Origin of the sequence: Amycolatopsis thermalba (assembly GCF_023376025.1) — a bacterium.
In the GTDB taxonomy this organism is placed as follows: Bacteria; Actinomycetota; Actinomycetes; order Mycobacteriales; family Pseudonocardiaceae; genus Amycolatopsis_E; species Amycolatopsis_E thermalba.
The window spans coordinates 1811936-1831350 of the sequence record NZ_CP091196.1; the positions used below are offsets into that span (position 1 = coordinate 1811936).

The 19415-nt window shown below is 73.1% G+C and carries 16 protein-coding genes and 1 pseudogene; 8 read left to right on the forward strand and 9 right to left on the reverse strand.

The window, feature by feature from the left end; translation table 11 throughout:
- Positions 1 to 19 precede the first annotated feature (19 nt).
- From L1857_RS08885 to L1857_RS08895, 3 genes are read left to right on the forward strand one after another with little or no spacing between them, the layout of a single operon-like run.
- Positions 20 to 1351, forward strand: a complete 1332-nt coding sequence (locus L1857_RS08885) for an MFS transporter (RefSeq protein ID WP_094006656.1) — start codon at positions 20 to 22, stop codon at positions 1349 to 1351.
- A gap of 4 nt (positions 1352 to 1355) precedes the next feature.
- Entirely contained in the window at positions 1356 to 3176 is a 1821-nt protein-coding gene (locus L1857_RS08890) for a helix-turn-helix domain-containing protein (RefSeq protein ID WP_249464831.1), read from the forward strand.
- Positions 3173 to 3412, forward strand: a complete 240-nt coding sequence (locus L1857_RS08895; protein ID WP_094006654.1) for a hypothetical protein — start codon at positions 3173 to 3175, stop codon at positions 3410 to 3412. The genes L1857_RS08890 and L1857_RS08895 overlap by 4 nt, the downstream gene beginning before the upstream one ends.
- 7 nt (positions 3413 to 3419) lie before the next feature.
- Here L1857_RS08895 and L1857_RS08900 read toward each other — a convergent pair whose 3' ends face one another.
- Together L1857_RS08900 and L1857_RS08905 are read right to left on the reverse strand one after the other, a co-directional pair.
- On the reverse strand, positions 3420 to 4238 hold the full coding sequence (locus L1857_RS08900; RefSeq protein WP_116111442.1) for an SCO6745 family protein: 819 nt from the start codon (positions 4236 to 4238) through the stop codon (positions 3420 to 3422).
- A gap of 10 nt (positions 4239 to 4248) precedes the next feature.
- Positions 4249 to 5214, reverse strand: coding sequence for an esterase/lipase family protein (locus L1857_RS08905; protein WP_116111441.1), 966 nt, complete (start codon positions 5212 to 5214; stop codon positions 4249 to 4251).
- An 80-nt stretch (positions 5215 to 5294) separates the two neighbouring features.
- Here L1857_RS08905 and L1857_RS08910 point away from each other — a divergent pair, with 80 nt between their 5' ends.
- Positions 5295 to 6452 (forward strand): metal-dependent hydrolase family protein, encoded by a 1158-nt coding sequence (locus L1857_RS08910; protein WP_240323262.1) that lies wholly within the window; start codon positions 5295 to 5297, stop codon positions 6450 to 6452.
- 24 nt (positions 6453 to 6476) lie between these two features.
- Here L1857_RS08910 and L1857_RS08915 read toward each other — a convergent pair.
- A pseudogene (locus L1857_RS08915) lies at positions 6477 to 7246 on the reverse strand (sigma-70 family RNA polymerase sigma factor).
- Positions 7247 to 7334: 88 nt separating this feature from the next.
- Between L1857_RS08915 and L1857_RS08920 the strand changes: the two are divergent.
- Entirely contained in the window at positions 7335 to 8480 is a 1146-nt protein-coding gene (locus L1857_RS08920; RefSeq protein ID WP_240323261.1) for an NAD(P)/FAD-dependent oxidoreductase, read from the forward strand.
- Here L1857_RS08920 and L1857_RS08925 read toward each other — a convergent pair.
- The gene (locus L1857_RS08925) at positions 8398 to 9111 is read right to left on the reverse strand and encodes a TetR/AcrR family transcriptional regulator (RefSeq protein WP_094006650.1); all 714 of its coding nucleotides are present in this window, start codon (positions 9109 to 9111) and stop codon (positions 8398 to 8400) included. The genes L1857_RS08920 and L1857_RS08925 overlap by 83 nt on opposite strands.
- Positions 9112 to 9188: 77 nt before the next feature.
- Between L1857_RS08925 and L1857_RS08930 the strand changes: the two genes are divergently transcribed.
- On the forward strand, positions 9189 to 10166 hold the full coding sequence (locus L1857_RS08930; protein WP_116111439.1) for a zinc-dependent alcohol dehydrogenase family protein: 978 nt from the start codon (positions 9189 to 9191) through the stop codon (positions 10164 to 10166).
- A 56-nt stretch (positions 10167 to 10222) separates the two neighbouring features.
- Positions 10223 to 10774, forward strand: a complete 552-nt coding sequence (locus L1857_RS08935; protein WP_094006648.1) for a hemerythrin domain-containing protein — start codon at positions 10223 to 10225, stop codon at positions 10772 to 10774.
- A gap of 44 nt (positions 10775 to 10818) precedes the next feature.
- Here L1857_RS08935 and L1857_RS08940 read toward each other — a convergent pair whose 3' ends face one another.
- From L1857_RS08940 to L1857_RS08950, 3 genes are read right to left on the reverse strand one after another with little or no spacing between them, the layout of a single operon-like run.
- The gene (locus L1857_RS08940; protein WP_094006647.1) at positions 10819 to 11916 is read right to left on the reverse strand and encodes a ScyD/ScyE family protein; all 1098 of its coding nucleotides are present in this window, start codon (positions 11914 to 11916) and stop codon (positions 10819 to 10821) included.
- A complete protein-coding gene (locus L1857_RS08945; protein WP_094006731.1) occupies positions 11913 to 13094 on the reverse strand; it encodes an acyltransferase family protein in 1182 nt (393 codons plus the stop codon). Before L1857_RS08945 ends, L1857_RS08940 begins: the two co-directional genes overlap by 4 nt.
- Positions 13095 to 13098: 4 nt before the next feature.
- Positions 13099 to 15915 carry a glycosyltransferase gene (locus tag L1857_RS08950; protein ID WP_249464834.1) on the reverse strand — a complete coding sequence of 939 codons (2817 nt, stop codon included), beginning with the start codon at positions 15913 to 15915 and terminating at the stop codon, positions 13099 to 13101.
- A gap of 79 nt (positions 15916 to 15994) precedes the next feature.
- Here L1857_RS08950 and L1857_RS08955 point away from each other — a divergent pair, with 79 nt between their 5' ends.
- Positions 15995 to 16606 carry a hypothetical protein gene (locus tag L1857_RS08955; RefSeq protein ID WP_116111438.1) on the forward strand — a complete coding sequence of 204 codons (612 nt, stop codon included), beginning with the start codon at positions 15995 to 15997 and terminating at the stop codon, positions 16604 to 16606.
- Positions 16607 to 16874: 268 nt separating this feature from the next.
- On the opposite strand, the gene L1857_RS08960 is transcribed toward L1857_RS08955, so the two are convergent.
- Together L1857_RS08960 and L1857_RS08965 are read right to left on the reverse strand one after the other, a co-directional pair.
- Positions 16875 to 17786, reverse strand: a complete 912-nt coding sequence (locus L1857_RS08960; RefSeq protein WP_116111437.1) for a pseudouridine synthase — start codon at positions 17784 to 17786, stop codon at positions 16875 to 16877.
- The gene (locus L1857_RS08965; RefSeq protein WP_249464837.1) at positions 17783 to 19075 is read right to left on the reverse strand and encodes an MFS transporter; all 1293 of its coding nucleotides are present in this window, start codon (positions 19073 to 19075) and stop codon (positions 17783 to 17785) included. The genes L1857_RS08960 and L1857_RS08965 overlap by 4 nt, the downstream gene beginning before the upstream one ends.
- Positions 19076 to 19415: the final 340 nt, after the last annotated feature.

A 19415-nucleotide genomic window follows, 5' to 3' on the forward strand; every position in this document is an offset into this window, starting at 1 on the left:
GCACAAAGGAGTGTTGCCCATGCCCCGCAGCGAGAACCGCTCGATCGCGAAAGTCGTCGGCGCGAGCCTCATCGGCACGACGATCGAGTGGTACGACTTCTTCCTCTACGGATCGGCCGCGGCACTGGTCTTCAACAAGCTGTTCTTCCCCGGCAGCGATCCGCTGACCGGCACGCTGCTGTCGTTCGCCACCTACGCGATCGGCTTCCTCGCCCGGCCGCTCGGCGGTCTGGTGTTCGGCCACTTCGGCGACCGCGTCGGCCGGAAGAAGCTGCTGGTGTTCAGCCTGCTGCTGATGGGCGGCTCGACGTGCGCGATGGGCCTGCTGCCGACCTACGCGGCGGTCGGCGTGGCCGCGCCGCTGCTGCTCACGGCGTTGCGGCTGGTCCAGGGCTTCGCGCTGGGCGGCGAGTGGGGCGGCGCGGTGCTCATCGTGTCCGAGCACGGCGACGACCGCCGCCGCGGGTTCTGGGCGTCCTGGCCGCAGTGCGGCGCGCCCGGCGGGAACCTGCTGGCCACCGCGGTGCTCGCGATCCTCGCCGCGGTGCAGTCCGACGCCGCGTTCACCTCGTGGGGCTGGCGCATCCCGTTCCTGCTCTCCGGTGTGCTGGTGATCATCGGCCTGTGGATCCGGCTCACCGTCACCGAGTCGCCGGTGTTCCTGGCCGCGCAGGAAAAGGCCCGTCAGCGCGGCGAGCAGCACCGCGCCCCCGCGGTCGAGGTCTTCCGCGGCGCGTGGCGGCGGGTGCTCATCACCATCGGCGCGCGCATGGCCGAGAACGTGTCCTACTACGTGCTGACCGCGTTCATCCTGGTCTACGTCACCGGCCCGCTCGGGCTGAGCAAGTCCACCGGTCTCAACGCGGTGCTCATCGGATCGGCGATCCACTTCCTGACGATCCCGTTGTGGGGCGCGCTGTCGGACCGGATCGGCCGCCGCCCGGTGTACCTGTTCGGCGCGGTCGCGATGGCCGGCTGGGCGTTCGCGTTCTTCGCGCTGATGGACACCCGCTCGGCCGGGATGATCGTGCTCGCCGCGACGGTCGGCCTGGTGCTGCACGGCGCGATGTACGGCCCGCAGGCGGCGTTCTTCGCCGAGCAGTTCCCGACCCGCGTCCGCTACACCGGCCTGTCCATCGGCGGCCAGCTGTCCTCGATCGCCGCCGGTGCGCTGGCGCCGATCGTCGCGGTCGCGCTGTTCAGGGAGTTCGGCGGCACGCTGGCGGTCTCGCTGTACGTGGTCGCGATGTGCGTGATCACCGTGATCGCGGTGACCAGCGCGAAGGAGACCGCGGGCACGTCCCTGCACGACGAGGAGCCCGCGGCTGCCGCGGAACCGGTCGCGCGATGAGACCATGACGGTCGTGGACGACGACGTGCTCCGGCTGCTCGACCTGCTCGCCGGCGGGGCGAGCAGCGAGCAGCTGGCGCACGCCGGCGCCGCGCACCCCAAGGCCACCGAGCTGGCGCTGCGCATCCACGCCACCCTCACCGCGCACCGCCGCCGCGAGGCCGAGCTGACCGCGTTGTTCGACACGGCCAGCGACCTGGCCCGCCTGCGCGATCCGGACGCCGTGCTGCGGTCGATCGTGCGGCGGGCTCGCACGCTGCTCGGCGCGGACGTCTCCTACTTGAGCCTCAACGACGAAACCGCCGGGCGCACCTACATGCGTGTCACCGACGGATGCGTGTCGCCCCTGTTCAAGGAGGTCATCCTGGGCATGGGCGAAGGGCTCGGCGGACTGGTGGCGCAGAGCGCGCGTCCGTACGCGACGCCGGACTACTTCCGCGACGAGCGGTTCCTGCACACCACGCCGATCGACGACGCGGTCCGGGACGAGGGCCTGGCCGCGATCCTCGGCGTCCCGCTGTCGCTGGGCGGCACGGTGATCGGGGTGCTCTACGCCTCCGACCGCACGCCGCGCGACTTCACCCCGGACGAGGTCGCGTTGCTGTCCTCGCTGGCCGACCACGCGGTGATCGCGCTGGACAACGCCCGGCTGCTGGACGAGATCAGCTCGCACTCCGCGGCGATGCACCGCGCCGAGGAGGCGCACGACCGGCTGATGGACCTGGTCCTGCGCGGCGGCGACGTGCCGGAGGTGGCCGCCGCGGTGGCCGACGTCCTGCACGGCTCGATCGGGCTGTTCGACGCGGCGGGCGAGGAGCTGGCGCACGCCGGAACCGCCCCGCCCGCACCGGATCCGGACGTGGTCGCGGTGTCGCGGAGCACCGGGAGGTCGGTGGCCAGCGCCGGGTCGCTGGTGTGCGCGGTGCAGGCCGGGCCGGAGCTGCTCGGCAGCATCGTCCTGGCCGGGCGGGAGGCGTTGCTCGACGCGGACCGGCGGCTGTTCGAGCGGGCGGCCGTGGTGACCGCGCTGTTGCTGCTGCTGCGCCGGTCGGTCGCCAAGGCCGAGGAGGAGGTGCGCGGTGAGCTGCTGACCGACCTGCTCACCGCGCCGGACCGCAACCCGGGTGCGTTGCTCGCGCGGGCCGAACGGCTGGGCGTGGACCTCACCGAACCGCACGCGGTCCTGGTCGCGCACGCCGAATCGGTGTCGCGCGCCCGGCTGGCGGTGGCCGCGGCCCGGCACGCGACGCTGGCGGGCATCCACGCGGAGGAGGTCGTGCTGCTGGTCCGTGGCGAGCCGGACGCGGTGGCCTCCCGGATCGCGGCGGCGTTGACCGCCACGACGGACACGCCGGTGACGATCGGCGCGGCCGGCCCGGCCCGTGGACCGGCGGCGATCGCGGCGGCGCACGCGGAGGCGATCCGGTGCCTGCGGGCGTTGCTGGCGCTGGGCCGCTCCGGCGAGGGCGCCTCGGCCGCCGGGCTCGGGTTCCTCGGCGTGCTGCTCGGCGACCGCGGCGACCTCACCGGGTTCGTGCGGCGCACGATCGGCCCGGTGCTCGACTACGACGAGCGGCGCGGCACGGACCTGACCGGGACGCTGCGGGCGTACTTCGCCGCCGGTGGCAACCTGACCCGGGCGAAGGAGACGCTGCACGTGCACGTCAACACGGTGGTGCAGCGCCTGGACCGGGTGGCCACCCTGCTCGGCGGCGACTGGCACGAGCCGGGGCGGGCGCTGGAGATCCAGCTGGCGCTGCGGGTGCACACGCTTGACGGGGCGCCGGAGCGGGTAGCCGGGGGCCGACGAAGGGAGGCCCGATGAAGGTGACCGCGGGCGATCTGAAGGCGCTGCTGCGGGCCGGGAACGGCGCGCGGCTGGTCATGCAGGAAGGCAGCCTCGCGGTGCTGCCGGCCGAAGAGCTGCCCCGCCACGAGGGCGCGCTGACCGTCATCGAGCGCGAGGCGCTGCGGCAGCGGGTGGGCGAGGAGCCCGACGACCGCTCGCTCGACGAGCAGGCCGCGATCCTGTCCACCGAGATCGACACCCTTGGTGCTTGACGGCCCGTCACCGCGATCCGGCGGCCACCAGCCTCGCGGTGATCGGTTCGAGTTCGGCGATCAGCTCGTCGAGGTCGGCGGGGGACAGGGCGTCGTACGGCGGGGCGGCGAGTTCGTCGGTGAGGGCCTCGATGCGTTCCTTGGTCTCGCGGCCGGCGTCGGTGAACCGGCCGTCGGCGTCGAGGAGCCCGCGCTCGCGCAAGCCGGCCATGACCGCGGCCAGCCGCGCCTTCGGCAGGTGGTGGATGCGCCCGAACGACTCCGGCGGGTGAATGCCCATGTCCACCGCGCGAAGCACGTGGGCCTCCGTGCCACCGATGCCCGCGCCGAGGAGCGCGGCGATGTGCCCGTCCCCGCGGTGCTCGCGCAGCATGGTCGCGGAATGCCACAGCCGGGCGACCGGATCGCCCGGCACCGGGAGGGTGCGCATCCCGGCGTACATCACCCGGCCCGCGGTCGGCGCGCTCGTCGCGGCCTTGGTGGTCAGGTCGGCGGCGCGCACCAGGCCCGGGGAGCCGGCCGGCTCGTCACCGAGGATCCGCCGCAGGGAGGCCGCGCTGCCCCGCTCCCGCGCAGCGAGAGACGCCTCGGGCGAGGCCGTCTCCCACACGCCCGGGATGTGCCGCGCGGCTTCCCCCTCGGCGAAGCTGTAGAAGGCCGCGTGCACGACCTCCGCCGGCACCCGCCCCAGCGGCGCGGCGCGGCCGGCGAAGTAGCCGTCCCAGTAGGTGCGGTGGCCGAGCGTGGCCATCTCCTGGCGGCACTCCTCGGCGAAGTGGGTGACCAGGCAGATCGGCTCCAGGAGCTCGAACGAGCGACGGGCAATGAGCCGGGTGTCAGCGGGCGTAGCTGGCCAGCTCGGGTTCCGCCGGAACGTGCGGGTACAGCGCGACCTGCGTCGCCACCACCGTCGCCATGCGGGCTTCGTGCACGGCGAGGAACACCGGGTCCACGCCGGGCATCAGCAGGCGCGTGCAGACGTCCGCGGGCAGGCGCGCCGGGTCGGCCGGGCCGTCGTGCGTGAGCGCGTCCACCACCAGCGCGAACGCCACCCCGTCGGTGGTGCCGGTCGTGAGGTGGTCGGCCACGTGCGCGGGGCACACCTCCTGCAGGCCGACGTTGCTGATCCGGCCCCGCCCGGTGTGCAGCGACGAGCTGCCGTAGTCGTCGAGGTTCGGCGCGACCACCTCGTCCAGGATCGTGTAGACGTTCGTGTAGTCGATCCCGGCCCAGGTCTCCGCGCCGCTGTTCAGCGCGGTCAGGAACGCCGAACCCGACCGCTGCTGCCAGAACGCGGGCGCGCACCCCGGCAGGCACACCGCGTGCGCCACCACGGTCCCGTGGTTGGACGGCGCCAGCCCGATCACGTCGCCCACCCGCGAGCGCGTGTCCGGCCAGTACTTCAGCGCCCAGCGCGGGATCATGCCGCCCTGGCTGTGCCCCACGATGTCCACGTCCCGCCCGGCGGCGGCGCTGACCGTGCGGATCGCGTGCACCACGTACTCGGCGGCGACCTGGATGTCGGCCATCCCGTTGTCCGGCAAGGCGACCGTGCAGAACGGCCGGCCCAAGGCGGTCAGCGCCGGGGCGTAGTTCCAGGCGAAGACCTCCGGCGTCAGCGTCGTCCCGGCCACCAGCAGGATCGGGTTGTGGCCGGACCCGGCGACATCACCGGTACACCCGACCGCCGCGTCCAGCGTGGCCTCGGGCACCCGCAGCGGCGGGCCGTCCGCGGCGGCGGCGGACGCGGGCGCCAGGACCGAGCCCACGAGGACCAGCAGGGCGAGCAGCGAGCGCTTCATGACTGTCCTTCCGGCACACTCCGTCGTGTGGACCGAGGCGATCTTGTCACGACCCGGCCGCGGGAGGCGATTCCCCGGTGGTGAACGCCTTCGTGATCCGCGCGGCCCAGGTCTTCGACGGCGAACGCGCGCACCACGACCTGCCGGTGCTCGTCCGCGACGGGATGATCGAACGGGTCGGCGGGCCGGTGCCGGACCTGCCGGTCGTCGGCTCGCCCGGCACGCTGCTGCCCGGGCTGATCGACATGCACACCCACCTCTGCGGCGACGGCGGTTCCGGCGCGCTCGACCGGCTCGCGGGCTACACCGAGGACGAGCTGGACGACGTGATCGAGCGTGCGCTGCGGGTCCAGCTGGCCGCCGGGGTGACCAGCGTGCGGGATCTGGGCGATCGCCGGTACGCGACGCTGCGCTGGCGCGGCCGCCGAGCCCTGCCGACGATCGTCGCGGCGGGGCCGCCGATCACCAGCCGCGGCGGGCACTGCTGGAACATGGGCGGTGAGGCGAGCGGCGCCGACGAACTGCGTGCGGCCGTGGCGGAGCGGGCCGAGCGCGGGGTGGACGTCGTGAAGGTCATGGCCAGCGGCGGCGGCATGACGCCGGGTACCGACATCCTGGCCTGCCAGTTCACGCTCGCCGAGCTGCGGCTGGTCGTCGAGGAGGCCCACGCGGCCGGGCTGCCGGTGACCGCGCACGCGCACGGCACGCCGTCGGTGGAGCAGGCGGTGGCCGTGGGCGTGGACGGGATCGAGCACTGCAGCTGCCTGACACCCGAGGGTATCCGGATGAGCGACGAGCTGGCCGCCGCGATCGCCGCGCGCGGGATCACGGTGTGCCCGACGCTCGGCGCGATCGGCGAGATGACCCCGCCGCCCGCGCTGAAGGAGTTCCTGGAGCGGACGGGCTCGACGATCCGCGACCGGATCGGCCAGGTGGTGCGGATGGCCGAGGCCGGGGTGCGAATCGTGTCCGGCGGCGACTCGGGTATCTCGCCGGGCAAGCCGCACGGCATGCTCGCGACGTCCGTGGAGTGGCTGGTGGACGGCGGAATCCCGGCGGAGGCAGCGCTGGCGTCGGCGACGTCGCTGGCGGCGGAGGTGGCGGGTTTGGCACGTAAGGGCCGCATCCGGCCGGGTTTCGACGCGGATCTGCTGTTGGTGGACGGCGACCCGTTGAGGGACATCACGACGTTGGCGCGCCCGGCGGGGGTGTGGCTGGCGGGCGCGCGGGTGCGGTGACCGGCGCGTCAAGTCGACCCGTGGTCAACTCCACGCGCGGAGCTTCTCCGGGTTGAGCACCGCCCAGATGCGCCGGATCTTCTCGTCCGCGATCTCGAACGCGTACACCGACACGGTGACGCCGTCCTGCTGGGCGACCAGGCCGGGCCGGCCGTTGACCGTGCGCTCCAGGAGCGTGTGCGCGCGGAACCGCTGCTCCAGGCGGATCAGCGAGCGCAGGATCCGCTCGGCGCCTTCGACCGGGCGCAGGACCGTGCTGACCAGACCGCCGCCGTCGCTGATCGCCGTCACGTCGGGGGCCAGCAGGCCGAGGAGGCCAGCTGGCGGCACGCGGCCGGGGTGCGGCCGACGATCTCGGCGATTTCGGCGAAGGAGTAGCGGAAGACGTCGTGCAGGATGAACGCCACGCGCTCGGCCGGGGTCATCGCATCGAGCACGACGAGGAAGGCCATGCTGACCGACTCGTCGAGCGTGACCCGGTCGGCGGGATCGGCGGGCCGCCACTCGGAACTGTCCGGCACCGGTTCGGGAACCCACTCGCCCACGTAGGTCTCGCGCCGGGCGCGGGCCGAGGACAGCACGTTGAGGCAGAGGCGGCCGGCGACCTTGGTCAGCCACGCGCCGGGGGAGACGATGGCCTCCTGATCCTCGCGGGACATCGCGTACCAGCGCGCGCAGGTCTCCTGGACCACGTCCTCGGCCTCCGCCAGGGACCCCAGGAGCCGGTACGCCAGGTTGATCAGCTGACGCCGCTCGCTCATGATCGCGGTCAGGCCGTCGTCCGGTTCGGTCATGTGTGCTCGGCTCCTCGGTCGCGTCCGTCTCCACCGGTCCGACCGGACAGCGGGGCGGAACGTCAGGCCTGACGTTTCGCGGCGGTGGGTGGTCGGTTCCCGCCTGCGGATGCGCGACGACGTCGACGTGACGCTGGTCAACCCCCGTCCGGCGTTCGTCGACCGCATCCGGCTGCACCAGTTCGTCGCCGGCACCGGCGAGGCCGCGGTGGACTACGACTCGATGCTGGACGACGGCGTCCACCTCGTGGTCGACACCGCCACCCGCATCGACACCGGCGCCCGCACGGTGGAGCTGGCCTCGGGCCGCGAGCTGGACTACGACTACGTGATCTACGCGGTCGGCAGCACCGCGGCGGTGCCGTCGGTGCCGGGCGCGGCCGAGTTCGCCGTCCCGCTCGCCGAACTCGAATCGGCACAGCGGGTGCGCGGCGAGCTGGACCAGCTGCGTGCCGATGCGCCGATCACGGTGGTCGGCGGCGGGCTGACCGGTATCGAGACGGCCGCCGAACTGGCCGAGCGGGGACGCCGGGTCACCCTGGTGTGCGGCGGCACCCTCGCGCCGTCGCTGGGCGCCGGGAGCCGCCGGTACATCGCCAAGTGGCTCGCCCGGCACGGGGTCACCGTGCTGGAGACCGTCGAGGTCGCCGAGGTCCGGCCGGACGCGGTCGTCTACACCGACGGCACGGTGCGTGCGAGCGCGCTGACCGTCTGGACCGCGGGTTTCGCCGTGCCGGAGCTGGCGGCCGCGAGCGGGCTGCGCACCGACGACCTCGGCCGTCTGCTCACCGACGAGACGCTGACCAGCCTCGACGACGACCGGATCGTCGCGGCCGGCGACGCCGCCGCGCCGTCGGGCCTGCCGTTGCGGATGAGCTGCCAGGCCGCCGCGCCGCTCGGGGCGCAGGCCGCCGACACCGTGCTGAGCCGCATCGCCGGGACCGAACCGCCGGTGCTGGACGTCGCGCTGGTGGGGTCGTGCGTCAGCCTCGGTCGGCACGCGGCCGTGCGGCAGTTCGCGCGCAAGGACGACACCGCGCTGAACTTCCAGGTCGGCGGCCGCCTCGGCGCGGCCTACAAGGAGCTGGCCTGCAAGCTCGGGGTGCTGAAGATCCGCCGCGAGGCGCGCAAGCCCGGATCCCTGCGGTGGGTCAAGGGCGGCCGTCGGGTCGCAGGCCCAGCGAGCGCAGCAGCGCCCGCAACTCCGACTCGTACAGCTTCGCCGGGTCGGTGACCTGCGGCCCGAGGTGGCCGTAGACCTCAAGGGAGATGAGGCCGTGCATCCGCCCCCAGGTCCGCAGGGACAGCGCGAGCACGCCGGGCGGCAGGCCGGGGAACTCCTCGCGCATGTGCTGGACCAGGGCGGGGCCGAAGTCCTCCCAGGTGAAGTCGTCGTCCGGGGCCTGGACCGTCGGCCAGGCCCCGGCGACCAGCTCGGTCAGCAGCGCGCACGCCCGGCGTTCCGCGTCCGCCGCGGCGCCGCCTTCCGGGGCGCGGTAGCCGGGCACCGGGTCGCCGTAGATGAGCCGGAAGCCCTCGGGGTTGGCCAGGGCCCACTCGCGCAGGGCGCGGCCCCACGCCAGGATCCGCCCGGCCGGGTCGTCCGCGGGCACGGCGTCGCGCGCGGCCTCGGCGGTGTCGACGAACGAGGTGTAGACGTCGGAGATCAGCGTGGTGATCAGGTCGTCGCGGGTGGGGTAGTAGCCGTAGATCGCGCCGGCCGTCATGCCCATTTCGCGGGCGATCGCGCGCAGTGAGATCGCGTCGGGGCCGCCCTTGGCCATCAGCTCCAGCGCGATCGTCTTGATCTCGCGTGCCGTCTCCGCCCGCAGCCGTTCCCGGCGGCTCGTCGTCGCTTCGCCCACCTTGACACTGTACGGCGTCGGCCTACTATTCGCCGTAGTGTTACTACACAGCGTGTAGTTAAGAAACGGTGTTCAGTATGGCAAGAGCAGTTCTGTTCGACCGGATCGGGGGTCCCGAGGTGCTGCGGATCGAGGACCGGCCGGTGCCCGAGCCCGGCCCGGGCGAGGTGCGCATCCGGGTGGACGCGATCGGACTCAACCGGGCCGAGGCGCTGTTCCGCGCGGGCACCTACTACGAGCAGCCGATCCTGCCCGGCTCGCCGATCGGCTACGAGGCGGCCGGTGTGGTCGAAACGGGGGTCGAGGGCTTCCCCGAGGGCACCGAGATCAGCACCATCGCGTCGTTCTCGATGCGGCAGTACGGCGTGTACGGCGACCGGGTCGTGGTGCCCGTGTCGAGCCTGGTCCGCCGCGACGAGGTCACCGGCGCGTCGGTCTGGCTGACCCACCAGACCGCCTACGGCGCGCTGGTCGAGCGCGGCGGCCTGCGGCCCGGGGACACCGTGCTGATCACCGCCGCCTCCAGCGGCGTCGGCATCGCCGCGATCCAGATCGCCAACCACCTCGGCGCGGTGCCGATCGCCGTCACCCGCACCGGCGCCAAGCGTGACCAGCTGCTCGCGGCCGGCGCCGCGCACGTCGTCACGCTCGACTCGACGGACCTGGTCAAGGAGGTGCGGGAGCTGACCGGCGGCGCGGGCGCGACCCTGACCATCGACCCGGTCGGTGGCCCCGGCGTGGTGGACCTGGTCGAGGCCACCGCGGTGGGCGGGCTGCTGGTCGTCTACGGCTGGATGGGCGGTGCACCCACGCCGCTGCCGATGAACTGGGACCGGCAGGTCACCGTGTTCGGCTACGGCAACGGCAGCTACGTCACCCGCAACCCCGAACGGCGGCGCCGGTCGGAGCACTTCATCAACGCCGGCCTGCGCATCGGCACCCTGCGCCCGGCCGTGGACCGCGTGTTCGACGACCTGGCCGACATCGTCGAGGCCCACGCGCACCTCGAATCGAACGCGCAGGTGGGCAAGGTGGTGGTCCGCGTTCGTCACTGAGCGAGTGAACTCCGGCCCCCGCGGGTAGCCCTCCCGGCGAAGCGAAGGAGGTCACCGTGTCGACGGACAAGAAGGACGTCATCGCGTTGCTGGAGGACCAGCACCAGGAGATCCGCCGGTTGTTCGGCGTGGTCGAACGAGCCAAGGGGGACGAACGCAGGGACGCGTTCCGCGAGCTCGTGCGGCTGCTGTCGGTGCACGAGACCGCGGAGGAGGAACTGGTCCACCCCGAGGTGCGGCGCCAGGAGGGCGGCGAACCGATCGTCGAGGCCCGCGTGGGCGAGGAGCACCGCGCCAAGGAACTGCTGTCCACGTTGGACGACATGGGTCCGGACGCGGAGGGCTTCGACACCCTGCTGATCCAGCTCCGGGACGACGTGCTGGCCCACGCCGAGCACGAGGAGCGGCTGGAGTTCCCGCTGCTGCGCCAGGCCTACGACGCCAAGCGGCTGGAAGCGATGGCCGACACGGTGCGGGCGGCCGAGGCGGTGGCCCCGACCCGCCCGCACCCGGGAACGGAAAGCGCCGCGAAGAACATGCTGCTCGGCCCGCCGGCCGCCCTCATGGACCGAGCCCGCGACGCCATCCGCAGCGTGTTGAAGCGGTGAGTCCGGGGGCCGGCCGCCCGTCGCGGGCGGCCGGCCTGCCGGGGTCACAAACCGACCCGCACCACGCTGCCGCTGCCGGGCCCGCTCGGCGGGTTCGGGCACGCGGCGCAGTTCGACACGTACGCCTTGCCGTCGCGCAGCGCCAGGCCACCGGGCATCGTCAGCTCCTGCGTCACGATGTGCTGCGCGCCGTTGCGGCCGACCTGGATCAACGCGCCCGCCGGGTCGCCGCTGAGCAGGCCGTTGTGCGCGATCTCCAGCACGTACAGCTTCCCGTGCGAGAAACCGATGTCGATGATGTTGGTAAAGCCCTCCGCGTACACCTGCGGCGCCTTGCCCGGCGCCACCCGGTACACCCGCGCCGCGCCCTTCGGGAACGGGAAGCCGGTCAGTTCACCGACGTAGAGCGCACCGTCCGGCCCTAGCGCGACCGAGGTCGGCACGGACTGCATCGGGATCTTCGTGCCGGGTGGCAGGCCGAGGAACGGTGGCGCGTCGACCATCCGTTCGGGGAACGTCGCGATGGTCAGGATCCGGCCCTTCTCCGGGACCCAGAGCAGGGAGTTGCCGCCGGCGTCGACCACCACGCGACCGCCGGGCAGGGCGAGGACCGAGTTCGGGTTGCTGTCCGGCTCGCCGCCGTCGGGGTTGGCGGTCGCCTCGTAACCGGCGATGTCGGCGACCGGTTTGCCGTTGCGCAGCAACCACCCCAGGTACTGCTGCCCCTTCGGCGGCAGGTTCGTGCGCACCGCGGGGTCGGCCCCCAGGCCCACGGTGACGTACATGTTGCCCTTGCCCAGGAACGAGACGTCCGACGGGCCGATCGCGCCGGAACCGTCGCGTGCGGCGATCGACGGCAGCCCGGTCAGGACGCGGTTCTGCTGCCCGCGGTGGATCCGGGTCACCGCACCCGACTCGCCGTAGCAGACCTCGTCACCCTCCGGACCCGCCATGCACGGACCGGCGCCCCCGCGGCCGGCTTCCGCGACGTACAGGGCCCCGTCCGGGGAGAACGCGAGCCCGCGCGGGCTGTTCAGGCCTTCGGCCACTGTGGACACCGTGCCGCCGGCCTGCGCGTTCAGCGGTACCAGTGTCACCGCCATCGCGGTGGCGGCCGTCAGCAGGATTCGGGATGTCTTCATACGCCCGTCCTTTCACGACGATGGGCCCCCCTTCCGGAGACGGAATCGCGCGAACGAACGTTACGACGAGATTTCGGTTGAGGGCGCAAGTAAACGCGCAGCCGTTGCGTCGGGATTTCCACGAACAGCCAGGACAACAGCCCGCACGCGTACGCCAGCGGCAGCGCCAGCGCCATCAGCAGGTAGGAGTTGCGCACCCCGGCGAACACGATGAGTTGCTGCACCGGCATCGCCCAGATGTACATACCGTAGCTGCCGTACACCCACTTGTCGTACCGGGCCAGGCGGCGCGGCCAGTGGTGCGCCCACACGATGGCGCCGTACCCGGCGGCGAACGGCAACACGAACCGCGCGGCCGGCTGCAGGACGGGCACGAAGTTGACCACCAGGTACACGGCCACGCCCGCGTACGCGGCGGCCCGCGACAGCGGGATCGTGCCGTGGTAACGGTGCATCACCATGCCGATGACGAACGCGACCCCGAACGCGACCATCGCGCCCACCGGCACCGACAGCAGTGACCCGCCGCGACCCTGGAACGTGTGGGTGGCGCCGAGGAAGGCGTCCAGCACGATGATCCCGGCCAGCAGCGCGAACAGGCCGACGCGGGCACGGCTGAGCAGACCGGTCAGTCCCGCGACGAGGACCAGCGCGTAGCCGGTGGTCTCCATCGGCAGCGTCCACAGTGACCCATTGGCCGACCACGGGTACGGGTTTTCCGCGAACACGCCGGGAAGCAGGTGCTGCAACGGGTACAGCGCCGCGTTGTGCACCACGTAACCCCAGGTCGCCGTGTCCGTCCAGTACTCGGCGGCGTCGAGCACGGTGACCAGTGGGCCGATCACGAACGCGGTGACCATGACGACGACGAGCAGCGGCGGCCAGATCCGCAGCACCCGCTTGGCGACGTAGCGCCACCACGACGCGTCGCGCGTCCAGCTGTCGGTGATCTGGAACCCGCTCATCGCGAAGAAACCCATGAGCGCGAAGTAGCCGGGGGACAGGTCCCAGCTCGCCGGCAGGATCGTCAGCCGCTGCGGGTCGACGAGCGGGAACGAGTGCTCGACGACGACCATGCTCGCGCCGATGAGCCGCAGCCACGCGAACCCGGTCTCGGCCTTGGCGTACTTCGCGGGGCGGATCTCCTGCGTGCGCTCCGCGGCGTTGTCGGCCGGCACCACGTCAGCCCAGCAACTCGGTCAGCGCGGCGCGCGCGACGTCCGGCCCGAACTGCGCGGCCACCGCGGCCTGCCCGGCCCGGGACAGCCGGAGCCAGAGCGCGTCATCGGTCAGCAGCGACACGATTCCGGCGGCGATCTCCTCGGCCTTGTCACCGACGAGGACCTCCGCGCCGTCGCGCAACCGCATGCCCTCGAACGCCAGCGTCGTGCCGACCACCGGGACGCCCGCGGCCAGGCTCTCGCCGACCTTGCCCTTGACCCCGGCGCCGAACCGCAGCGGCGCGACCGACAGCCGGGCGGTGTCGTAGAGCGCGGCGAGGCCGGGGACCCAGCCGCGGAACTTCACGCCGTGGCCGTCCAGCACGCGCAGCTCGTTCGTCGGGTCGTGCCCGACGACGTCCAGCACGGCGTCCGGCACCTGGCGGCGCACCAGCGGCCAGATCTCCCCGGCCAGCCAGTAGGCCGCGTCGCGGTTGGGCGGGTGCTCGAAGCTGCCGACGAACAGCACGCCGGGCCGCCCGTCCGGGCTCGCCTCCGGCCCCGGACTGTGCACATTGGACAGCACGCTGACCGGCGCGCCCGGCGCGAGGCCGGCCAGCAGGTCCCGTTCGGCCTCGGACACCACGAGCGTGCGGTCGCAGGCCCGCACCAGCGCCAGTTCCAGCTCGCGGTAGAGCTTCGCGCGCTGGTGCAGCATCGCCGAGGTCTCCGGCGCGCCGCCCAGCCGCTCGACCAGCTCGGCCTCCCGGGACAGGCGCACGAAGTGCAGGTCGACGGTGTCGAACACGATCCGCGCCTGGGGCGCGCAGATCCGCAGCCGGTCGGCCAGGTGCCAGGCCACGGTCGGCCGGGACAGCAGCGCCAGCCGGATGTGCTTGCCCGCCTCGTGCAGGAACTGCTCCCGCAGGCCGTCGTCGGCGAGCACGGTGATCCCGGCGCGGTGCAGCTGGTCCAGGTAGGCGGGGTCGGACGGCGGGCCCATCGGGCAGAACACCACGCGGTGGCCGAGCGCGACCAGCTCGTCCAGCAGGCACCGCAGCCGCACCGAGCCGGAGTCGCGGTCCGGCGTGGGCACGGTGACGTCGGCGACCAGCACCAGATCGCCGTCGCGCTGGGTCCGTCCCGGCACGCGCTGGCGGGCGATCCACAGCGGGGTGCCCGGATCGGCCTGCCCGCTGAGCGCGTCCACCCACTTCTCCGCGAAGACCCGGTGGTTGATCTCCTGGAACCGCTTGACCCCCTGCGTCACGTCGGTGCCGTGCGAGACGCCCTCGTGGTGGACGACGACCGCGTCCGGCACCACCACGGTGCGGTATCCCGCGGCGCGGACGGCGAAGGCCAGGTCGGTGTCCTCGTAGTAGGCGGGGGAGTAGCGCTCGTCGAACCCGCCGAGGCGTTCCCACAGGTCCCGGCGCACCAGGATCGCCGCGCCGGAGCAGTAGTCGACGTCGCGAACGGCCTGGTAGCGCGGGTCGTCGGGGTTGTCGCCGTGGCCGTAGTTGGCGGCGCTGCCGTCGGCGAACACGATGCCGCCGCACTCCTGCAGCCTGCCGTCCGGGTAGACCAGTTTCGCCCCGGCCAGGCCGATCCGCTCGTCGCCGCGGACGACCTCGGTGAGCGCGTCCAGCCAGCCGGGCCGGACCTCGGTGTCGTTGTTGAGCAGCACCAGCAGCTCACCGCGGGCCTGCGCGGCGCCGAGGTTCACCGCGCGCAGGAACCCCAGGTTCTCCGGGGTGCGCACGAGCCGGACGCCGGGGCACGCGGCGAGCTGCTCGGCCGAATCGTCGGGCGAGGCGTCGTCGACCACCACGACCTCGAACGGGACGCGCGTGCCGCTGTCCTCGATCGCCTGCAGGCAGCGGCGGGTGTAGCTCCACTGGCCGTGCACCGGGACGACGATGCTGACCAGCGGGTCGTCGCTGGCCGACACCGTGACCGGGCCTTCGGTGGCGCGCCGCCGCGGCCGGTACCGCTCGATGACCTTGCGGTACTTGGGGCCGCCGTCGTCGCTGGTGAGCCGCTCGATCTCGGCGCGCAGCGGTGCGGCGGCACGCTCGGCGGCGGCGCCGAGCAACGTGAGCTGCGGGTCGAGCATCGTCGCGGCGGCCGGCACCTCCACCGGGTTGTCGGAGGCGATGCCGACGAGGTAGGTGTGGGGCGCGCCGGTGCCGACCGACCAGCTGTCCTCGCCCGTGCGGCGTAGCTGCTGGGACAGCACCGGGCCGTGCTCGCGGTCGCCGGTCAGCACCGAGCCGATCGCCACGTTCTGCCGCAGCACCGTCACGTGCCGGAACGACGCGCCGAGCAGCGCGCGGAACTGCGGTTCGGTCAACTCCTTGATGTGGAAGGGGTTCTCGTTGCCGTGCTCGTGCGTGTAGACCAGCACGTCCGGGGTGCTGGTGAAGAAGACGCCGCCGGGGGCGAGCCGGGCGCGCACCAGTGCCATCAGCTCGTCCTGCTCCGCGACGTGTTCGAGCGCCTCGAAACAGGTGATGACGTCGAACCGCCCGGCGTCGGCGAGCAGGTTTGGGTCGGTCATCGAACCGGTGGTGAACCGCAGGCTGGGCCGGCCGCCGTAGCGCGCGCGGGCGTGTTCCACGGTGGCTTCGTCGATGTCGACGCCCACCACCTCGGCGGCGTGGGTGGCCAGGAGCGCGCTGCCGTACCCCTCGCCGCTGGCGAGGTCGAGCACGCGGCGGCCGAAGGCGTAGCGGGCGGCGAGGGCGTAGCGGTGGTAGTGCTCGTAGATCACCTGGATGTCGTCGGTCCAGGGCACGCAGCGCTCACCGGTCCAGTCGATCCCCCGAGGTCCCGCCATGAGCCGGAAGGCTACCGGTACTGCGGCCGTGGGTGATACTGATGCCCGGTAACCTGCGGCGGGGAGGGAATTACTGACGGTGTCCAGTGACGTCCGCCGGCAGCGCCGGGAGCTGACGCTCGGGATCGCGATCATCGTGGTGCTGATGCTCGGTCTCGCCGTGTCCGCCACTGGTTACCTCCTCACCCGCAACGCCGGCCCCGCCGACGCGCCGGACGCGAAACCGGCGCCCGCGCACAGCGCGCTGGCCCTCGTCGAACCGCCCGGCACGCCCGGGCCGAGCGGGCCGTTCGCGCTCGCCGCGCTGCGCAGCACGGTGTCGCTGCCGCAGCCGATGGTCGACGTGCTGACCACGGCCGGGATGCGTGACGGGGTGCGCAAGACGGCCGTGCGGGCCGAGGTGACGATGGGGTTGTACGCGCTGGTGACCGGCGACCCGCGGGCCGCGGTGCGGGCCTACGGCGCGGGGGTGGAGCTGCAGGGGCTGGTCGCGGACCGCGATCTGTCGCTGGAGGGCGTCACGGTGTACGGGACGCCGGTCGGCGCGCCGCTGGCCCGCTTCGGCGCGGCGTACGTGCTCTACGACCGCGTGGTGGTCGTCGAAACGGCCGGCCCCGGCGACGCGGCGCACGACGTGTTCCGCGCGACGCTGGACCGGCAGATCGAGCTGGCCCCGCCGAGCGAGCGGTGAGAACGGCCCGCACGACGCGGGGCTCGCCCTGCTCCGTTGTCATCGCGCCGACCGCGTCGACGTAGGCGTTGCCCGCGTCGTCCCGCAGGTGGGCGGGAAGCAGGTAGCCGGCGACGAGCTCGCTGCCCGGCGCGAGCCGTCCGAGGGCGGTCAGGGTGGCGTCGAGCCGGTCTCGGGCGAGATCGACCGGGAGGTACGTCGCGGCCGCGGCGGTGCGCGGAACAGTCAGTTCCGGAAGGCCCGTGCGATCACGATCCGGTGTGGACGGTCAATCCCAGGCGCTCAACCGGAGTGAGCTTTCGAAGCGGTGCTTGGCGCCGGTCAGCGGATCGGTGAACGCGAGCACCTTCGCCAGCAGCTGCAGCGGGCGGCGGAAGTCGCCGGGCGGCACCTCCCGCACCTCCGGGTAGAGCGGATCGCCCAGGATCGGGATGCCCAGGGAGTTCAGGTGCACCCGCAGCTGGTGCGTGCGGCCGGTCTCCGGCACCAGCCGGTAGCGGCCCAGCCCGTCGCGGTGTCCGAGCAGCTCCACGTGCGTCCGCGCGTTCACCGGGCCGGGCAGCTCCCGCGCGGTCAGCACGCCGCGCTTCTTCACGATCCGGCTCTCCACCGTGCGTGGCAGCACCAGGTCCGGGTCGTACCGCGCGATGGCCTCGTATTCCTTGTGCACCAGGCGATCCCGGAACAGGTTCTGGTACGCGCTGCGGTGCGCCGCGGTCTTGACGAACATCAGCACGCCCGCCGTCAGCCGGTCCAGCCGGTGCGCGGGGGAGAGGTCCGGCAGGTCCCGGGTGTGCCGCAGGCGCACCAGCGCGGTCTCCCGCACGTGCCCGCCACGCGGGGTGGTCGCCAGGAAGTGCGGCTTGTCGACCACCAGCAGCGCGTCGTCCTCGTGCAGCACGGTCAGCTCGAACGGCACCGGCACCTCGTCGCCGCGGTCGCGGTGGAACCACAGGAACGTGCTGGGGGTGAACGGTGTCCGGGCGTCGATCGGCCCGTCGACGCCGACGATCGCGCCCTCGGTGAGCATCGCGTCGATCACCGCCGGGTCCAGCTTGGTCAGCTTCCGCACCAGGTAGTCGCGGATGGTGTCCCACGGGCCGTCCGGCGGGGTCCGGATGCGTGCCGCGTTCACCCCGTCACGCGGCGGCAACGGGGACGGGGGCGGCTTGCGTCTCATCGGTCAGCACTGTAGCGAGGGGCGACCGCGCCGGCCGCCACCACCGCCAGTGCGGCGACCAGCGCGAACAGCACGAAGCCGGTCGGATAGGCCAGCGCCGCGGCCAGTTGCGCCCCGACCGCGCCCCCGGCCGTCCGCGCGATCGTGTTCACCCCGGTCGCCATGCCGGTGTGCCGCGGCTCGACGGCGTCCACCACGAGGTTCCCCAGCGCCGCGAAACACAGCCCGTATCCCGCGCCCACCAGCACGTTCGCCACGTACACCGACCACAGCGCGTCGTGCACGCAGGCCAGCAGCGCGAACGCCGCCACCGCCAGCCCGGCGCCGAGCCGCACGGCCGTCCGCCCGCTGAGCCGCGGCGCGAGCGGGGTCGCGACCAGCATCACGACCGCCATCGGCACCAGGACCAGGCCGGCCGCGGTCGCCGACTTCCCGAACACCGCCGGGTCCTGCACGAGCCGGGGCAGCATCGTGACCGCGCCGAACATGGCCGCCGCGATGACCGCCGTGACGCCGTTCACCGTCGCCACCGTGCGACGGCGCAGCAGCCGCACCGCCACCAGCGGCTGGGCGATCCGCAGTTCCGCCACGGTGAACACGGCGAACAACGCGAGCGCCGCGGCGGCCAGCGGCACCACGACGGCCAGCGGCCACACGCGGGACTCGCTGATCGCCAGCAGCAGGCACGCCAGCGCGCCGGCCAGCAGGACCGCGCCGGTGACGTCCACGCGCCCGCCGCCCGTCGCGGCGTCCCGCGGCGCCAGCGCGCCCAGCACTATCGCGACCAGGGCGAGCGCGAGCAGCGGCCAGAACAGCCACGCCGTGCCCCACGCGTCCCGCACCGGGCCGGCGACCACCATCCCGGCCGAGCCGCCGAGGCCGAACATCGCCGACAGCGCCGCGATGGTCTGCGGCCGCCGCGGCTGCTCGACGGTCTGCCGGACCAGGCCGAACGCGACCGGGAACACCCCGGCCGACACCCCCGACACCGCGCGCCCGGCGAGCAGCAGCGGGAACGAGCGGCTCACCGCGCAGACGACGGTCCCGGCGGCGAAGACACCGAGGCAGGTCAGCAGCACCCGCCGGTACCCGAACAGGTCGCCGAGCCTGCCCGCGACCGGATTGGCCACCGCGGCCGCGAGCATGAACGCGGTGAGCGCCCAGGTGACGGCGCTCGCCGGGACGTGGTTCTCCCGGGCGATCGCGGGCAACACCGCGATGACGATGGTCTGGGCCGTGCTCGCCACGAAGGCGGCCAGCAGCACGGCGGGCAGCACGAAACGCCGCATGTGACAGGTCCTCCCCAGTGTCCACAATGGTCTTGAGTGGACGAGTTGGGGCACTCGTGTGGCACAGCTACCGCTGGCCCACTCACGCCGCCACCACTGGTCCACTCATGCACCGATGACTGGCCCACTCGTCCGCTCACGAGAGGCCCTTTCGGGCTGCCATGAGATGCCCGCTCGCATGGCCACGGCAGGCCCACTCGCGCGGCCACGAGCGGTCCACTCGTGCGGCACCGCTACCACTGGCCCACTCACGCCGCCACCACTGGCCCACTCGTGCACCCACGAACCGCCCACTCGTCCGCGCACGACAGGACCTCTCGGGCCGCCATGACATGCTCTC